We start from the raw sequence: 18,250 nt of genomic DNA on the forward strand, positions 1-18,250 counted from the left end.
CTACGACGAACACAAAGCCTGGGCACACCGCACACCCGCAGCCGCTTGACGACTTACCCACCTGGGATGTCTAGACCGATTCACCGGCTGACGCGAAATCGCTTCAGCCGCGACGTCGCCCCGGATACCAATGTGATTCGGCTCCTCGGTACGTCAAGGTAGCCGGCCAGCACGCGCGTGACGGCGTCGTTGGCCTTGCCGTCGACCGCTTGCTCCCGGACGTAGATCGTCAGTTCCCCATCCGGGCCGACCTCGACAAGCGGGCCCTTGCGGCTGCCCGGCTTGACCTTGACGACGACGGACTCGGTCATCCGCGTAACGGTACGTCTTCCACGCCGGTATCTGAGAGGAACCTTAAAGCGCCTGAGAAAAACCTTACGGCTACGTGAGCAGATCGTATGTATCGGTAAATCGAATACGAAAAAGCATGTAAACCGTCAAGCCATCGGATAGATTCGCGCATCACGAGCGAAGGTGGCCTCCCCGGCCGGCCGATAGTGGCGAGAAAGGCACAGGTAGATGAACTTTTCAGTGTTGCCCCCGGAGGTCAATTCATGGCGAATGTTCACCGGCGCCGGATCCACGCCAATGCTGGAAGCTGGTGCCGCGTGGAGCGCACTTGCTGCAGAGCTCGACTCCGCGGCCGAGTCGTTTTCATCGCTCACGTCGGCACTGACGGCCGACGCCTGGCAGGGCCCGGCCGCTCAGGCAATGATGGCAACCGCCAGCCCCTACGCGGGGTGGTTGAGCGCCGCAGCAGCCCAGGCCTCGGGCACCGCGGCGCAGGCGCAGGCGGTGGCGAGCGCTTTCGAAGCGGCCCTGGCCGCGACGGTGCACCCGGCCGCGGTTGCCGCCAATCGTTCAGGCCTGGTGAATCTGGTGCTGTCCAACCTGTTCGGCCAGAACGCGCCGGCGATCGCCGCCGTCGAGAGTCTCTATGAGGAGATGTGGGCTCAAGATGTCGCGGCGATGGTGGGTTACCACGCAGAGGCGTCGGCAGCGGTTGCGCAGCTGGTGTCGCCGGCCGCGGCCGCGTTGCCCAACTTCGGGTACGGCAATGTCGGGCAAGGCAATATCGGAGTGCTGAATGACGGCACGCTGAACGTCGGCTTCGGCAACAAGAGCCCGAACTTCACGCCGACGGATCCGATCAGCCTCTTCGGTGGGGTCGGTATCGCCAATGACGGGCTGCAGAACGTGGGGTTGAGCAACACCGGCTCGCAGAATGTCGGGGCCTGGAACCGCGGAATGCTCAACCTGGGTCTGGTCAACATCGGCGTCGGTAATTCCGGTCTGCCGTTGGGTCCGTTGCAGTTGTTCGGTATCGGCAACGAGGGCAATTTCAATCAGGGCCTGCTCAACACCGGCAACTACAACACTGGGATCGGGCTGCGGGGGGATCACCTGATCGGGATCGGGCCGCTGCACATCAACAGCAGCTCGCTACCGGCGGCGGCCGCATCGGTCTTCCCCAGCTTTGGTTACGGCAATGTCGGGGAAGGCAATATCGGTCTTTTCAACCAGGGCACGCTGAACTTCGGGATCGGCAACGTGAGCCCAAACTTCACCCCGACCGACCCGATCACCACCTTCGGCGGGTTCGGGTTGGCGAATACGGGCATCGAAAATGTGGGTGCCTTCAACAGCGGCATGCAAAACGTCGGCATCGGCAACCAGGGCACCTTCAACATCGGCGTGGCCAACTCGGGGACTTACAATTCGGGGTTGCCGCTGAGCTTCCTCAGCGCGTTCGGTGTCGGCAATCATGGCAATTGGAACGCCGGGCTGTTCAACACCGGCAACTACAACCTGGGCATTGGCCTGACCGGGGATCACTTGATCGGCATTGGGCCGCTGCACATCAACGCCGGCGCACTGCCGGCGGCGGCTGCGGCGGCGTTGCCGAACTATGGCTACGCCAATGTCGGTGAGGGCAATATCGGGGTGCTCAATACCGGGACGCTGAATTTGGGGTTCGGCAATGTCAGCCCGCACTTCACCCCGACCGATCCGATCAGCATGTTCGGGGGGTTCGGGATCGCGAATGACGGCATCGAGAATGTCGGGCTGTCGAACACCGGGTCCCAGAACGTCGGGGCCTGGAACACCGGCTCACTGAACCTGGGTCTGGTCAACCAGGGCATCGGCAACAGTGGTCTGCCGTTGGGTCCGTTGCAGTTGTTCGGCATCGGTAACGAGGGCAACTTCAACCAGGGTCTGCTCAACACCGGCAACTACAACCTGGGCATCGGGCTGAGGGGCGATCATTTGGTGGGTATCGGGCCTCTGCACGTCAGTGACAGCGTGTTGCCGGCGGCCGCGGCGGCGGTGTTTCCCAGCCTGGGGTACGGCAATGTCGGGGAAGGCAATATCGGGTTCTTCAACCAGGGCACGCTCAACGTGGGGATCGGCAATGTAAGCCCGAACTTCACGCCCACTGATCCGATCAGCACCTTCGGTGGGTTCGGGTTGTTCAATAGCGGTACCGACAATGTCGGGGCGGGCAATTACGGCTCGGAGAACGTCGGGGTCTGGAATCACGGCAGCTTGAACCTGGGTCTGGGCAATACCGGGATCGGCAACAGTGGTCTGCCGTTGGGTCCGTTGCAGCTGCTGGGCATCGGCAACAGCGGCAACTTCAACCAGGGCCTGTTCAACACCGGCAACTACAACCTGGGTATCGGGCTGACCGGCGACCACCTGATCGGCATAGGCCCGCTGCACATCAGCAGCACTGCGCTGCCGGCCGCAACTGCGGCGGCGTTGCCGAACTTCGGTTACGGCAATGTCGGCCAGGGCAACTTCGGGTTCTTCAATGAGGGCACGCTGAATGTCGGGTGGGGCAATGTGAGCCCGAACTTCACCCCGACCGACCCGATCACTCTGTTTGGCGGGATCGGCATCAGCAACACCGGGCTGGACAACCTTGGGGCGTTCAACACCGGCAGTGTGAATATCGGGATTGGCAATGTGAGTCCGCACTTCGTCCCAACCGAACCGTTGAGCACTTTCGGCTCTCTCGGGATCGCAAACAACGGGATGCAGAACGTCGGGATCGCCAATGTCGGCATCGGAAACAGTGGATTGCCGGTGCCGCTGTTGGGCCTTCTTGGCGTGGGCAATCACGGCAATTTCAACCAGGGCCTGTTCAACACCGGCAACTACAACCTGGGCATTGGCCTGACCGGGGATCACTTGATCGGCATTGGGCCGGTGCACATCAACGCCGGCGCACTGCCGGCGGCGGCTGCGGCGGCGTTGCCGAACTATGGCTACGCCAATGTCGGTGAGGGCAATATCGGGGTGCTCAATACCGGGACGCTGAATTTGGGGTTCGGCAATGTCAGCCCGCACTTCACCCCGACCGATCCGATCAGCATGTTCGGGGGGTTCGGGATCGCGAATGACGGCATCGAGAATGTCGGGCTGTCGAACACCGGGTCCCAGAACGTCGGGGCCTGGAACACCGGCTCACTGAACCTGGGTCTGGTCAACCAGGGCATCGGCAACAGTGGTCTGCCGTTGGGTCCGTTGCAGTTATTCGGCATCGGTAACGAGGGCAACTTCAACCAGGGCCTGTTCAACACCGGCAACTACAACCTGGGCATCGGGCTGACTGGAGACCACCTGATCGGGATCGGCCCGCTGCACGTCAACCGCTAGTGGCAGCCTGCAGCTCGGAGATGAGATCTGCCAGAGCGAGGATCCGCTGGGCGTCGCGCACGTGCAAATTTTCGACCATGCGGCCGTCGACCGTGATGACGCTGCGCCCGGCGGCCCGCGCCTCCTCGTAGGCCGACACGACCTTGCGGGCGTGTGTGAGCTCTTTCTCGGACGGGCCGTACGCGTCGTTGGCCGGGGCAATCTGTGACGGATGGATCAAAGTCTTGCCGTCGAAACCCATCTCGCGCCCCTGCCGAGCCTCCGCTGCGAAGCCGTCGTCGTCGGTGACGTCGTTGAATACCCCGTCCAGGACGGCCTTTCCGGCTGCTCGTGCACCCAGTACGGCCAGCGACAACGCCGACACCACGGGAGTGCGTCCGGCTACGTGCAGGCCGTGCAACTCATTCACCAGATCGTTGGTGCCGACCACCAAAGCCGCCAGGCGATCGCTTGCCGAAGCGATTTCCTCGACGCGCAGAAACGCCCGGGGCGTTTCGATCATCACCCACAGCTGCAACGACTTCGGCGCTTCCAGGGCGTCTAATGCGGAGGCCAGATTTCGGACCTGTTGGCTTGTTTCGACTTTCGGCACCAGCACCCCGTCTGCGGTCGAATGAGCCACCGCGGTCAGGTCGTCGTGGTGCCAATCGGTGTCCAAACCGTTGATGCGCACCACCACTTCTCGTGGTCGGTAGTCCCCGGACGTGACGGCCTGACACACCGTCGTCCTCGACTCGGCCTTGGCGTCGGGCCCGACGGCATCTTCGAGGTCGAAGATCAACACGTCCGCCGGCAGCGTTCGCCCCTTTTCCAGTGCCCTGCTTTTGTTGCCGGGCAGGTAAAGAGCGGATCGACGTGGGCGCAATGTCGGTGCCATGGTGCCCTCCATCATTTCATCCGGGGCTACCGCAGGACTGCCAGGTCCACTCACCACGGTTACGCTGAGCGGGTATCGACACGGCCGGCCGGGACGGGAGCAGCAGATGTCATCGTTGGGTTCGGCGCGCGCCGATGGGGACAGCTGGGACCTCGCGTCCAGTGTGGGTGCTACCGCGACCATGGTGGCAGCCGCTCGGGCTTTGGCCTCCCGGGAACCCGACCCGCTGCTCGACGATCGATTTGCTGAACCGCTGGTGCGCGCGGTCGGACATCCCTTCTTCACCCGCATGCTGGACGGCGAAATACCTCTGGAAGACGACGAGATGCCGATGACCTTCCAGCAGCGCCGTGAGCAGATGACGGTGCGCACCCGATTCTTCGACGACTTCTTCAGCGCCGCAACCAGGGACGGCATACGCCAGGCCGTGATTCTGGCCGCCGGACTCGATGCGCGGGCTTACCGCTTGCCGTGGCCGGAGGGCATGGTGGTGTTCGAGGTCGACCAGCCCGAGGTCATCACGTTCAAGAGTTTGACCCTGGCCCAGATCGGTGCAGAACCTGCCGCCGAGCGTCGCCCGGTAGGGATCGATCTCCGCGAAGACTGGCCTAAGGCGCTGTGCGACAACATGTTCGACAGCAGCGAGCCGACCGCGTGGATCGCCGAAGGACTGCTCCCCTACCTGCCGCCACAAGCTCAGGACCGGCTGCTGGACAACGTCACCGGCCTCAGTGCGCACGGCAGCCGGCTGGCAACGGAAAACATCAGCGACATGAGCGTCTTCACCGACGAGCGTGCCCGCAACATGCGCGCCGGCTGGCGCAAACACGGACTCGATGTCGACGTCGCCGAACTGGTGTGGCTCGGCGATCGCCACCCAGCCGCCGACTACCTGACCGCCACCGGCTGGACCGTCACCCGCTACCCGACCGAGCAGCTCTACGCTCAGTACGGCTTTACGCTGCCGGACAACGAGATTCTCGCGAAGTTTCGCGACACCGTCAGCTATGTCAGCGCCGAACTGAGCTGACCGACGGGCCGCATCTCTGCGGGCGGTGTTGGGTTCTCGCCAGAAGTGGGCATCCCCTCCAGCGATCATTCGAGATATCAGGAGGCTGGAGCATGAGCACTGTCCCGTCAATCGAGCTCAACGACGGGAACTCGATCCCGCAATTGGGCTTCGGCGTCTTCCAGATCGAACCAGCGGAGACGGCCGCGGCTGTACAGGCCGCGCTCGAGGTGGGCTATCGCCATATCGACACCGCCGAGATGTACGGCAACGAGAAAGAGGTTGGCCAGGGCATTCGGGACGCTGGGCTGGACCGCGGCGAGGTGTTCATCACCAGCAAACTCAACAACGGGTATCACCGGCCAGACGACGCGCGCAAGGCGTTCGATGCGACCCTGTCGGCGCTCGGATCGGACTATGTCGACCTCTTCCTGATCCACTGGCCGCTGCCGATGCTCTACGACGGCGACTTCATCTCCACCTGGAAAACGCTCGAGCAATTCGCGTCCGATGGACGTGCCCGCAGCATCGGTGTTTCGAATTTTCAACCAGCCCATCTGGATCGGTTGGCCGACGGCGCGCAGACCGTGCCCGCAGTGAACCAGATAGAGGTGCACCCGTATTTCACCAACGAAGAGGTTCGCGCATACGACAAGGCCCACGGCATCGCCACCGAAGCGTGGTCTCCGATCGCCCAGGGCAAGGTGCTCGATGACGAGGTCATCACCGGCATCGCGAAGGCCCTCGGTAAGACGCCGGCACAGGTGGTGTTGCGCTGGCACATTCAACGCGGCGACATCGTTTTTCCGAAGTCTGTCTCCGCCGAACGGGTGAAGTCCAACTTCGAGCTCTTCGACTTCGCGCTCTCCGATCAGCACGTCGCATCGATCAGCGCGCTGGATCGAGGCGAGAACGGCCGCACCGGGGCGCATCCGGATACGTTCGACTACATCCCCGACTGAGCGCGGGCCTAGGTTTCGGTCCGCCTTTCACGCCACTCCCGCTCGAACGGCAATCGCCATGCATTCGGTGCGATCAATTGGTGAATGGCGTTCGGGCCCCAGGTGCCGGGTTGGTAGAGCTTGGCCGGCGGCGGATCGTCGAGTAGGTCCTGAGACCGCTCCCAGAGCGATTCGATGCCTTCGGCGGTCGTGAACAGCGTGTGGTCGCCCCGCATCGCGTCGAGAATCAGCCGCTCGTAGGCCTCCAACACATCCGCGGCGCTGTCGATCTCCTGCGTGGAAAACTGCATCGACAGCTTGTCGAGCTTCATTCCCGGGCCCGGTCGCTTTCCGTAGAACGACAGCGAAACCTTGGAGTTGTCGGCAAGATCGAAGGTGAGGTGATCGGGACCCTGTGTTCCCACACCGGACCCGGGTGGAAACATGGTCCGCGGCGCCTCCTTGAAGGCAATTGAAATAATGCGGATGCCTTCAGCCATCTTCTTGCCGGTGCGCAAATAGATCGGTACGCCGGCCCAGCGCCAGTTGTCCACCCCGACTTTTAGCGCGATGAATGTTTCGGTGTCGGAATCCTTTGAGACGCCCTCTTCTTGGCGGTACCCGTTGTACTGTCCGCGCACCACATTCGACGTCTTTATCGGCAGCATCGACCGGAACACCTTGTTCTTTTCTTCGCTGATTGCGCGCGGTTCCAGCGCCGTAGGCGGTTCCATCACGACGAACGCCATCACCTGAAGCAGATGGGTGACGACCATGTCGCGGTAGGCGCCGGTGTTCTCGTAGAAGTTCGCGCGCTGATCCAAGCCGAGGGTCTCGGGAATGTCGATCTGAATATGGTCGATGAAGTTGCGATTCCAGATCGGCTCGAACAGTCCGTTCGCGAAGCGAAACGCCAAGATATTTTGGGCGGCCTCCTTTCCCAAGAAATGGTCGATGCGGAAAATCTGGGTTTCGTCGAAGGTTTCGTGCACGAAGTCGTTCAGTGCCACGGCGCTGTCGAAGTCGGTGCCGAACGGCTTTTCCATCACTACTCGTGAGCGCTCGACGAGGTCGGCTTCGCGCAGCATGTCGATGACGTCGCGTGCCGCTTTGGGAGGCACTGATAAGTAGTGGAGTCGTCGCACCGTGTCGCCAAGCGTTTCTTCGGCTTTCGCCACCGCATCGGCCAGTGCCTCGGCACCGGCGTCTTGTGGCACATAGGTGAGAATCTTCGCGAACTCGTCCCACTGTTCCGGCGTGAGTTTGTGGGACCCGAACTCGTCGATCGCTTTCTTCGCGATTTCCCGGAACTCGTCGTCGGTCAAATCCTCCAGTGAGGTCGCGATGATCTCGATATTGGGTGCGAGTTCGGACTGGTCCAGGTGGGCGAGCCCGGGGATCAGCTTGCGCTTCGCCAGATCTCCTGTCGCGCCGAACAAGACGATGACGTGGGGTTCCAGCGGAGCATTGTCGTGTCGGTGCGGACGCGCCTCGGGCGCCGGGTAGGAGATTGTTTGCGGTTTCTTGGTGGCCACTCCCGCGATACTTCCATCGCGCAGTCCGATCTGCACGTGCTGGTCCGCAGTTTCGTGCCGGTGCCCGCAATTCGTTGCGGACGCGGGCCAATGGGACCGGGAAAGCGCCCAATTACCCGGTGCCTCCCATTCGGTCGGCACCGTGTCGATATTGACACTCTGTCAGTACAGTACTAAGGCCCCGCCCGCTGCGGCGCGCTCAACTACGTTCGCGCGCAGCATCGATCGCCCGATAGATGCGCTGCTCGCTGACCGGCCGCGGGGTACCGAGCTGTTGAGCCCACAGGCTTACCCGCAGCTCCTCAATCTGTCGGCCGATATCGCGGATATCGCTCGCAGTCGCGCGAGTAGCGGGCAACGTCTGCACCAGGTAATCGAATTCGTCCTGCACAGCGTGTACTCGGCGCATCCGTTCCCGATCCCCCTGAAGCGCCTGGGGCAGTTTTTCCAGTCGGCGCTTGCTCGCCGTCAGGTAGCGGGCCAGGTCACCCAGATGCGCAGCCCCGGTAGTCGTGACGAATCCAACTGGCAGAAGCCGGTTGAGCTGCTCGCGTACGTCGGTGACCGCCTCGAGGTGCGCGGCCGGCGGATTCGAGGGCAACAGCAGTCGCACTTCTTGCGCCGTTGACAAGACTCTTGCGGTGCGGCCCACGATCTCGACGGTCGTCCCAACCAGTTTCGCGGCGACCTGATCCCGCAGCGCGGTGAACGCATCACGTGTCCACACCACCTGTGGCGTGAGCGCATCCGCCGCCGCGTCAGCGCAGTCGTCGAGAAGCGCGGGTAACGATCCGTTCGGGTTGGTTCCGAGCATCAGGCGGGTGCGTGGGTCAAGTTGGCGCTCAACAGCTTTGACCGGTGACGGCACACTGAGCCGGACGAGCCGGCGCAGCCCGGGACCCATGGCGCTCTCCTGCTCGGGGGCACTGGCGAACACACGCAGGTCCACGGCCGCGCCCGAATCGACGAAGGCGGGAAAGCCCCGCACGGATCGTCCGTCAACGACGCGCTCGACGACACGCGGCAGTTCTGCTATTTCCTCGGGCCAGGAACGCAATCCCATCTTCTGCAGATGCCCGGCGACCGCATGAGCGACGGCTTGGCGGGCCGGCGCCGCAAGGCGCTGCTGCAGCACGCGCAGGTCCTTCCCGCGCGCAACCTCGGTTCCATCCGCGGACTCAACGGCAAAAGTCACCCGCAGATGCGGCGGCAACTTGTCCAGGTCGAAAGCCTCGACGGGCACCACAACGCCGGTGCGCCTGCGCAATTCGCGCTGCAACGCGGTCAGTAGCGGCTCACCGGACGGGTCGATCCCGGCCAGCACCGCGCGGGCGGTGTCGGGGGCGGGAACGAAGTTGCGTCGCAGATCTTTTGGCAGCGAGCGGATGAGCGCGGTGACCAGCTCCTCGCGCAGTGCCGGCACCTGCCAGGCGAATTCGTCACCCCCGAGGCGGGCCAACACGTCGATGGGGACATGCACCGTCACCCCGTCGTCGCTGGCCCCCGGCTCGAACCGGTAGGTCAGCGGCAGTGCGGCATCCCCGGTCCGCCAGGTGTCCGGGCGATCCTCACCCGCTGCTGCCTCGTCGGTGCGTAACAGGTCATCGCGAGAGAATGTCAGCAACTCCGGGGTGCGGTGCCGCTGCTTCTTCCACCACGCGTCGAAGTGCCGCGCGGACACGACATCCGCGGGAATGCGGGCGTCGTACAACGCGTAAACGTCGTCGTCACCGACGAGCAGGTCGCGACGGCGCGCCCGCTCCTCGAGGTCCTCGAGTTCGGCGCGGAGCCGCGCATTGTCGCGGAAGAAGTGGTGACGAGTCTGCCAGTCGCCCTCCACCAGCGCGTGCCGGATGAACAACTCCCGCGCCACCGCCGGTTCGACCTGGGCGTACCCGACCCGGCGACGCGCGACCAGCGGCAAACCGTACAAGGTCACCCGCTCGTAGGCCAGCACCTCACCACGCTGCGCGTCCCAGTGTGGCTCGCTGTAGGTGCGCTGCACCAGCTCCCCCGCGACCCGTTCGACGATCTCTGGCTGGATGCGTGCGGCGGTCCGGCCGTAGAGTCGGCTCGTTTCAACCAATTCCGCGGCGACGACCCATTGCGGCGGCCGCTTGGTGAGCACCGAGCCCGGCGCCAGCACGAACCGTGCATTGCGGGCGCCCAGATACTCGCGGGTGTCTTCGCGGCGCATACCCACGTGCGACAGCAACCCGGCGAGCAGCGCCGCGTGTACCTGAGCTGGGTCAGCCGGCTCGTCGGATTCCCGGATGCCCAAATCGCGGGCGATGCTGCGCAACTGGCCGACCAGGTCCTGCCACTCGCGGATGCGTAGATAGTGCAGGAACTCCTTGCGGCACATCCGCCGAAAAGCGCTGCCCGACAGTTCCTTGCGCTGATCTCGCAGATAACGCCAGAGATTGAGGTAGGCAACGAAGTCAGAGTGCTCGTCGGCGAACCGGGCGTGGCTCTGGCGCGCCGCTTCCTCGCGGTCGACGGGCCTCTCGCGGGGGTCCGGGATGGTCAGCGCCGCAGCGAGCACCAGGATTTCGCGCACGCATCCTTCGCGGTCGGCCTGCAAAATCATCCGGCCGAGCCGGGGGTCGACGGGCAGCCGCGCCAGTCGACGGCCGAGGTCGGTGATCATGCCCCGTTGGTCGAAGGCACCGAGTTCCTGCAGCAGTTGTACGCCGTCGCGGATACTGCGCCGGTCCGGTGGATCCAGAAAGGGAAAATTCTCGATGTCGCCGAGTTGCAGCGCCGCCATCTGCAGGATCACCGAGGCGAGGTTGGTTCGAAGTATCTCCGGCTCGGTGTAGCGGGGGCGGGCGTCGAAATCTTCTTCGGAGTACAGGCGGATGCACACACCCGGCGCCACCCGCCCGCACCGGCCGGCGCGTTGGGCGGCCGATGCCTGCGAGATCGGTTCGATGGGCAGTCGCTGTACCTTCAATCGTCGGCTGTAACGCGAGATCCGGGCGTTGCCCGGGTCGACGACATAGCGGATTCCCGGCACGGTCAGCGACGTTTCCGCGACGTTGGTCGCCAGCACCACCCGGCGACCGGTGTGCGGCGCGAACACCTTGTGTTGCTCGGCCGTGGGCAGCCGGGCGTAGAGCGGAAGCACTTCGGTATGTTTGAGCCCTGCCAATGCCTCTGCGGTATCCCGGATTTCGCGCTCTCCGGACAGGAACACCAACACGTCGCCCGGCGGCTCCGCCTCCAGCTCGTCGATAGCATCGGCGATCGCCTCGATCTCATCGCGCGTCTCGGTACGGATGATCTCGTGATCGGGGTCGTCCGGATCGTCCTGCGCGCCAACCGAAACGGGCACCTCCAGCGGCCGGTACAAGATCTGCACCGGAAAGGTCCGTCCAGATACCTCCACAATGGGCGCTCCGTCGAAATGCGCTGCGAAACGCTGCGGTTCGATGGTGGCGGAGGTGACGACCACCTTCAGCTCCGGCCGGCGGGGCAGCAACTCGCGTAGATATCCCAACAGGAAATCGATGTTGAGACTGCGCTCGTGGGCCTCGTCGAGAATGAGCGTGTCGTACCGCAGCAGACGGCGGTCACGCTGGATTTCGGCGAGCAGGATGCCGTCGGTCATCAATTTGATCAGGGTGCGGTCGCTGACCTGGTCAGTGAACCGCACGGTGTACCCGACGACGTCGCCGAGTGGGCTGTGCAGTTCGTCGGCGATGCGTTGCGCGACAGTCCGGGCGGCCAGCCGGCGGGGCTGTGTGTGCCCAATCGTGCCGTGCACGCCGCGGCCGAGGTCGAGGCAGATCTTGGGTAGCTGGGTCGTCTTACCGGAGCCGGTTTCCCCGGCGACGATGACGACCTGATGATTGAGTATCGCGTCGCTGATTTCCTCGCGCCGCTCGGTGATGGGGAGATCGGGGTAGCCGATCGTCGGCACTGCGGCCTGCCGCGCGGCCACCAGCGATTCAGCCACAGCGACCTGCTCGGCGACCTGCTGCAACGTCTCCCGGTGTGCGCCGCCGCGAAGATTCTGCAGGCGCCTACGGATGCGGGTGGCGTCGCGGATCGTCAGCCCGTCGAGGCGCCTGCGCAACTCGCTGACACTCGGATCGGCCACTCGGGCCAGCGTAGTGGTCGGCTGGAGCGGGCCAGGTTGGTCTCATGTCTGCAAGATTGCGACAGCGGACGAAGTGGGCTTTTCCGAGCTGCTGGGTCGACTCGTGCGCTATGCCCCTGGGATCAACGGCGGCCGGCACACGTTGGCTGCCGGGTCCCACCACCAACCGTTGTCGCACGCCAGTGGTTGCGGCCCGACGCCCAAGGGTCGGCAGACGTTGGCCGTCGGATCCCACCACTGACCCGCATCACAGTTGAGAGGTTGTGGGCCAACGCCCAAGGGGCGGCAGACTTTACCGGTGGGATCCCACCATTCGCCATCGGCGCACTGCGCCGAACTGACGGCGGGGGTCGCGATCGTTACGACCGCCATCGGTGCCAGCACCATGGCCGCGACGGATATCAGCCGACAGATGATCGTCCACATTGCACACCTCGTATCGCGCGAGCACATCTAGTGCCCGTCTTCCCCGTCCCGGGGAGATTCCAAACTCAGCAACCGCAGGAAACCGACCGGTTCGGTGAAACCTTTGAGCGCTACCGTCTCGTGCCGCTGTGGTAGGCCGGCCAGCAGTTCGCCTACCGCAGGATCCGACGCGATGGCTTCGGACAGCACAATGTCCTCGCCGGCACTCTGACCTTGCAGTCGTGCGGCCATGTTCACCGTGGAGCCGAAGTAGTCCAGGCGGTCGTTCAACGTCACGACCACGCTCGGGCCGGCATGGACGCCGACTTTCAACACCAGATGCTCGGCGCCATGCGCGGACGAGGCGATCTTGGCCTGCATCGCCAGCGCCGCGCGCACCGCTTGGGCGGGATCGTCGAACGACGCCATCACCGCGTCGCCGATGGTCTTGACGATGGCGCCGTCATGATCGCGCACGACCTCGGCGAGCAAGGTGAAGTGCTCCCGGACCAGGTTGTAGGCCGTGGCATCACCGACCCGTTCATAAAGCTCGGTCGAGCCACGCAGGTCGGTGAATAGCAGCGCAACCTGGCTGACGCCGGCATCGTCGCCCGGGCGCAGGGTCGCCTCGGCGAACATGTCGCGAAAGGCCTGCAACGAGATCACTTCCGGCGCCGTCAGGGCCTGGCGTGTCCACGACCGCTCTTCGATCAACGCTGCCAGTTCGAATCCGGCGTCGTTGACAAAGGTGACGGCTCCCGGCTGGTCGTTGTGGTCCGGCGTAAGGAGCAACTCCACGCCGGAGTTGGTGATGCGCTGATTGGGAAAAGCGCCGGCTACGTAGTCGACGTCGACGACGGTGCCCGGATGCAGCGTGCGCACACGATAGGAGCCGGAAGGCAGATCGACGGGCACGGTGCGGCGCTCCCCCGGGCTCAGCAAGACCTGCACCACCACATGCTCGGTACTCATCGGTCCAGAGAGGCAGAAGTCGCCTTCCCGCAGCGGGCGCACAGTCGGTGACGGCGTGAAAGTCAGCTCGACATTGCGTTCGAAGTCGCGGTCGTAATCGATGTTGCAGGACGAACAGTGCGCACCGTGCGGTAGGTCCGCAAGTGAGGAGACGCTGACCTTCGCACCGCGGCAGTTGGGGCACAACAGATCCCACTTCATGGAAAGCAGGCCGGCCTTCACGGCGGTGAAACAGGCCTCGGCGGCTGCGCGCGGCGGCACACCAAGCTGGCCCGCCAGGACCTTGGGCCGCAGCCGGTTGAGATCGGCCGCCATGGCGTGCAGCACCAGGTCGGCCAAGCGGTCGCCGAGTCCGTTTCCGTAAGCGCTGCGGTCGATTTCGCGGGCTATCGCGGTGGCTCGTTCACGGGCGCCTGGGGGCAGGATCGGTTCCGGCAGCACAAACGGTGTGAGGCGGTCGGATTCGCGGCCGCCCCGAAGGAAGGCGACCGCTTCAAGGACGCGCCGGCGGACGTTCTCACCGGCCTGCGCCGCAAGTCGAGCGCCGAACAGGCGACCCGCCATGTTCAGCGGCTCCCATTCGAGCGCATAAGAAACCCGCGAGCCGCCGCTGCCGTCCGGCTCGACGTCGAAAACCGGGCCGAAGCGCCGGAAGGGGCCCTTGCTGAACACCCGGGACTGGCGGAAATGCCGGCCCGCGACCCACTCGTACGGCTTTTCCTCCCACTCCAGCGCGAATCCCGCCGCCCTACCCTGCCCCCGGCGCAGGACAGTTCCGTTCGCCTGCGGCGTCTCGTCAAGCGTGTACGGGGGCAGGCCCAAGGCCTCGTTGAACCGATTCGTGTCGGCCAGCACCGGCCAGAGCTCATCTGGCGGTAGGTCGAAAGTCCAGGTCCAGGCGCGACGCATCGTTTGGAACTTTAGACCGGCCCGGTCGCATTCGGGCGTCATTGAGCCGGCAGAGCTTCTAACGAATACACACGAGTATACAATGCTTGACTGTATACGATACGTTAATGTAGCCTTTGGGAAGGGCCCCGGTAACCAAGCCCACATCGATTCCGCTGTCGAACCCCACTCCCATCACCACACCTCACCGAGAGAACTCGATGAAAGTACAAAGTGCGCCTACGACCGAATGGTTTTCCGTGGTAGATAGCAAATTGTCGCCGCAGATCCGCGAGTTGATCCGGCAAGGAGCGTGGATCGCTCTCAATCCCACCCCCGAATGGCTGGACCAGCTCGACCAGGCAACCGTGGCCGGCAGCTCCGCGATCGCCGGGGATCCCACCCTGGCCGCGGCGGTCAGTTCCTCCAACCGTGCGAGCCTGGTGCATTTCGCCACCAGCCACTTGCGTGACCCCGGTGGCGTCGTGTCGGCGTACCTCGGGCCGGAGCCGCTGCGCATGGCGCGCATTCTGGTGCGCCGTGGCCTGGGCGCGTCGGCGCTCGACGTCTACCGCATCGGCCAGAACGTGGCCCTGCAACGCTGGATGGACATCGTGTTCGACCTCACGTCCGATCCGCACGAACTCCGTGAGCTGCTCAATGTGGTGTCGCGCTCAGCAAGTGACTTCGTCGACTTGACGCTGGCAGCTATCGCGCGGCAGATGAAGCTGGAGCACAACGAGCTGGCCCAGGGGGCGATCGTCGAGCGGCGCAAGATCGTCGAATTCATCCTCGACGGCGAGTCGATGAACCACAAGCGCGCTGAAGCCCGACTGGGCTACCCGCTCAGCGGTTCTCACGCCGCCGCGATCCTGTGGTGCGACCAGGCTGACGGCGACAGCCGTCTGCTGGACCGGACAGTTGCCGCCCTGGGGCAAGTTGTCGGGTGCCCACACCCCTTCGCCGTGGTCGCCAGTGAAGCGACACGGTGGGTGTGGTTCAAAGACATCGCCGAGATCGACAGCGAACAGGTCCGGCGGGTGCTCGAGGACACGCCTACGTTGCGCGTCGCCGTGGGAACCAGTGCGCGGGGCGTCGAGGGCTTCCGGAACAGCTACGAGGAGGCCCTCACCGCGCAGCACATGATGGTGCGGTTGCGGTCACGCCAGCAGGTGGCGCTGTTCGAAGACATCCAAATGGTTGCGCTGCTCACCCAAAAGCAAGGCCAGGCAGAGGCTTTCATCAGCCACACGCTCGGGGCATTCGCCTCGGCCGGGTCGGTGCTTCGGGACACCCTGCTGACGTACATCAACGAGCAGTGCAACGCCGCCCGCGCGGCGCAACAGCTCTACATCCACCGCAACACCTTGTTGAGCCGACTCGACGCCGCCCAGCGACTACTGCCGCGACCCTTGGAACGCACCACCGTTCGCGTCGCGGTTGCACTCGAGGCCTTGAAATGGTTCGGCAACCACGACCAGGAAACCGGCTTGACGGATTGAGCCGCAGCGCACGAGCGCGCCAGCGGCTACCCGATCCGCCGGATAGGGCGTGGCCGACGGTATGCCAGGATCTGGGGCATGACTGCACGCAGCCTCGCACGAATCGCCGGTGTCTTCGTCGTGACGACGTGGGCTCTGCTGAGCGTGCCCCTCGCCAGCCCGACCACCGCATCGGCCGACCCCTGCGCCGACGTCTCCATTGTGTATGCCCGCGGCACTCACCAAGAGCCGGGGCTGGGCAACGTCGGCCAGGCCTTCGTCGACTCACTGACTTCCCAGCTGGCCGGCCGTTCGGTCGAGGTGTACGCGGTCAACTACCCCGCCAACGACGATTACCACAACAGCGCGACCAGCGGCGCCGACGACGCGAGTGCCCACGTCCAGAACACGGTCGCCAGTTGTCCCAGCTCCAAGATCGTCATGGGCGGCTACTCGCAGGGCGCCACCGTGATCGACCTGGCCACCACCCAGATGCCGGCACCGGTCGCCGACCATGTCGCAGCGGTGGCCTACTTCGGCGAGCCATCCAGCGGGTTCTCTAGTGCGCTGTGGGGCGGTGGCCCGCTACCGACGATCAGCCCGCTCTACAGCGGCAAACTGATCAGCCTGTGCGCAGCCGATGACCCGATCTGCACCGGAGGCGGCAACATCATGGCGCACGTCTCGTACATCGAAAACGGTATGACCACCCAGGCCGCAACCTTCGCGGCCAACCGGGTCAAGTAGCGTCGCTGATCCGAACGCCCGGTGAGGCGTAGCCATCTAGCCGTGCGGTCGCGGCCGGACGGTGAGCAGACGCAGCCCGGGACCCTAGTGCGGCAGCAGGCGTTGCTTCTGCTCGGTGAACTCCGCTTCGGTGAGGATGCCGGCGTCGCGTAGCGACGCAAGTTCACGCAGTTCGGCGGCGATGCTCGTGATCGGGCCGCCGGGCAGCACCGGCGCCGGCGTCGCAGGCTCCTCCGCGACGTCCGCCGCCGGCGTTCCGCGTTTAGCCACCCCGAGCCGCTCCTTGGTGCGCGCGCCGCCCGACCCGCTGGTGCCGACGGTGCCGGCCATCGCCCGCCCGGCCATGCCGGCCACCGCCATCTGGCCGAACAGCGCCCCGGCGCCCTCCGCCGCGGAAGCCTCCGCGGCGGCGCCGACACTGGTGGCGGGCGACGTCAGCGCCGCGAGCCGGAAGCCAGGGGCCGCGGTGGTCCAACCGGGTGGGACCGACAGTCCGCCGACCGATGCCGCCTCGCCCAGGCCGGCGGACATCGGCTGGCCGACGTTGGTGATCACCGGGAATTCGGTCGGTGGCACGGCGCCCGCCCCCGGCCAGCTCTCGACTCCCGCCCAACCGCTGATGATGTCGTCGGTGTGCACACCGACGTGGTAGCCGGCGACGTCGTACGGCAGGGCAGTCGTCGCAAGAACTCCGTCTATTGACCCGCTGACGAGACCCGCGCCGAAGTCGAGGAGCGTCACGATGTCGAACGGCGAAATCGCCGCGGCCGGAGCGGGGGTGGCCAGACCGGCTAACGCCGTGGGCACAGCGGCCAACGCCTGCTCCGCCGAGGAGACGGCGTTCTGCACCTCCCCGGCGGCAGTTCCGGTGGCCTGGCTGACCGCGGCCGCTTGCGCCGGCAAGCCGCCGGACTCGGTGCTGGACGAAGGCTCGGCGAACGGCGTCAGCGTCGTCGCAGCCGCCGAAGACGCCGCATAGCCCTGCATGGCGGACGTGTCCTGCGCCCACATGTCGGCGTACTGAGTCTCAGTCAGTGCGATCAGCGGGGTGTTCTGGCCGAAGAGATTGGTCGCTATCAGCGCCATCAGCAAGCTGCGGTTTGCCGCGACCACCGGCGGCGGGACCGTTTCGGCGAACGCGGTCTCGTAAGCGACAGCTGCTGCTTTGGCCTGGCCAGCGGTGTGTTCAGCCTGTAGGGCGGTGACTCTGAGCCACGCGATGTACGGGGAAGCGGCCGCGGCCATCTCCGCTGACGCTGGGCCGACCCATGGTCCGGCGGTCAGGGCCGTGACCACCGACTGGTAGGAACTGGCCATTGCGTAGAGCTCGCCGGAGAGCTCGTCCCACGCCGCGGCGGCAGCCAGCATCGATCCGGAGCCCGGGCCGGCGTACATCAACGCCGAGTTGATCTCCGGCGGCAACAACGCGAAGTCCATCACGCCTCCTCCGATCGGTGTGGTCGGCTGGGCAACCGATTTGCCATGACGTTCAATCCACGCTCGGCCCGAACCCCCGCTGGGCCCTGTGAGCGGACATCACCTCGTAGCGCTACGCCAGACAACAGCTCGTCGCCTGCCGTTTGCACAGCCTTTACCAATAAAGCACATATTCAGCTCATCACCGAAA

The 18,250-nt window shown here is 64.8% G+C and carries 12 protein-coding genes; 5 read left to right on the top strand and 7 right to left on the bottom strand.

Annotated features, from left to right (window positions below):
• Positions 1-80 precede the first annotated feature (80 nt).
• On the bottom strand, positions 81-311 hold the full coding sequence (locus AWC08_RS06795; RefSeq protein WP_065132276.1) for a DUF167 domain-containing protein: 231 nt from the start codon (positions 309-311) through the stop codon (positions 81-83).
• Between the two features lie 208 nt (positions 312-519).
• Between AWC08_RS06795 and AWC08_RS06800 the strand changes: the two genes are divergently transcribed.
• Positions 520-3,663 (top strand): PPE family protein, encoded by a 3,144-nt coding sequence (locus AWC08_RS06800; RefSeq protein ID WP_085087552.1) that lies wholly within the window; start codon positions 520-522, stop codon positions 3,661-3,663.
• Here AWC08_RS06800 and AWC08_RS06805 read toward each other — a convergent pair.
• Entirely contained in the window at positions 3,653-4,540 is an 888-nt protein-coding gene (locus AWC08_RS06805; protein ID WP_069433859.1) for an HpcH/HpaI aldolase/citrate lyase family protein, read from the bottom strand. The genes AWC08_RS06800 and AWC08_RS06805 overlap by 11 nt on opposite strands.
• A 106-nt stretch (positions 4,541-4,646) precedes the next feature.
• Between AWC08_RS06805 and AWC08_RS06810 the strand changes: the two genes are divergently transcribed.
• Both AWC08_RS06810 and AWC08_RS06815 read left to right on the top strand, forming a co-directional pair.
• Positions 4,647-5,570 (top strand): class I SAM-dependent methyltransferase, encoded by a 924-nt coding sequence (locus AWC08_RS06810; RefSeq protein WP_065132278.1) that lies wholly within the window; start codon positions 4,647-4,649, stop codon positions 5,568-5,570.
• A 92-nt stretch (positions 5,571-5,662) separates the two neighbouring features.
• Complete coding sequence (locus AWC08_RS06815; RefSeq protein WP_069433846.1) at positions 5,663-6,511, top strand: aldo/keto reductase; 849 nt, start codon at positions 5,663-5,665, stop codon at positions 6,509-6,511.
• An 8-nt stretch (positions 6,512-6,519) separates the two neighbouring features.
• Here AWC08_RS06815 and zwf read toward each other — a convergent pair whose 3' ends face one another.
• The 4 genes from zwf to AWC08_RS06835 all read right to left on the bottom strand — a co-directional run bounded on the left by zwf (position 6,520) and on the right by AWC08_RS06835 (position 14,416).
• Positions 6,520-8,025, bottom strand: a complete 1,506-nt coding sequence (gene zwf / locus AWC08_RS06820; protein WP_065132290.1) for a glucose-6-phosphate dehydrogenase — start codon at positions 8,023-8,025, stop codon at positions 6,520-6,522.
• 199 nt (positions 8,026-8,224) lie between these two features.
• Entirely contained in the window at positions 8,225-12,130 is a 3,906-nt protein-coding gene (gene hrpA, locus AWC08_RS06825; RefSeq protein ID WP_069433847.1) for an ATP-dependent RNA helicase HrpA, read from the bottom strand.
• A 108-nt stretch (positions 12,131-12,238) separates the two neighbouring features.
• Entirely contained in the window at positions 12,239-12,556 is a 318-nt protein-coding gene (locus AWC08_RS06830; protein ID WP_082986091.1) for a hypothetical protein, read from the bottom strand.
• Between the two features lie 27 nt (positions 12,557-12,583).
• Positions 12,584-14,416: an adenylate/guanylate cyclase domain-containing protein gene (locus tag AWC08_RS06835; RefSeq protein WP_159459966.1), complete on the bottom strand. Its 1,833-nt coding sequence runs from the start codon at positions 14,414-14,416 to the stop codon at positions 12,584-12,586.
• Positions 14,417-14,655: 239 nt separating this feature from the next.
• On the opposite strand from AWC08_RS06835, the gene AWC08_RS06840 reads away from it, so the two are divergent.
• Positions 14,656-15,897 carry an Rv1453 family transcriptional regulator gene (locus AWC08_RS06840; protein ID WP_232007884.1) on the top strand — a complete coding sequence of 414 codons (1,242 nt, stop codon included), beginning with the start codon at positions 14,656-14,658 and terminating at the stop codon, positions 15,895-15,897.
• Between the two features lie 78 nt (positions 15,898-15,975).
• The gene (locus AWC08_RS06845) at positions 15,976-16,623 is read left to right on the top strand and encodes a cutinase family protein (RefSeq protein WP_065132283.1); all 648 of its coding nucleotides are present in this window, start codon (positions 15,976-15,978) and stop codon (positions 16,621-16,623) included.
• Between the two features lie 84 nt (positions 16,624-16,707).
• On the opposite strand, the gene AWC08_RS06850 is transcribed toward AWC08_RS06845, so the two are convergent.
• Positions 16,708-18,060 carry a PPE family protein, SVP subgroup gene (locus AWC08_RS06850; protein ID WP_069433850.1) on the bottom strand — a complete coding sequence of 451 codons (1,353 nt, stop codon included), beginning with the start codon at positions 18,058-18,060 and terminating at the stop codon, positions 16,708-16,710.
• Positions 18,061-18,250 lie beyond the last annotated feature (190 nt).

Source organism: Mycobacterium gordonae (assembly GCF_002101675.1).
Taxonomy (GTDB): Bacteria; Actinomycetota; Actinomycetes; order Mycobacteriales; family Mycobacteriaceae; genus Mycobacterium; species Mycobacterium gordonae.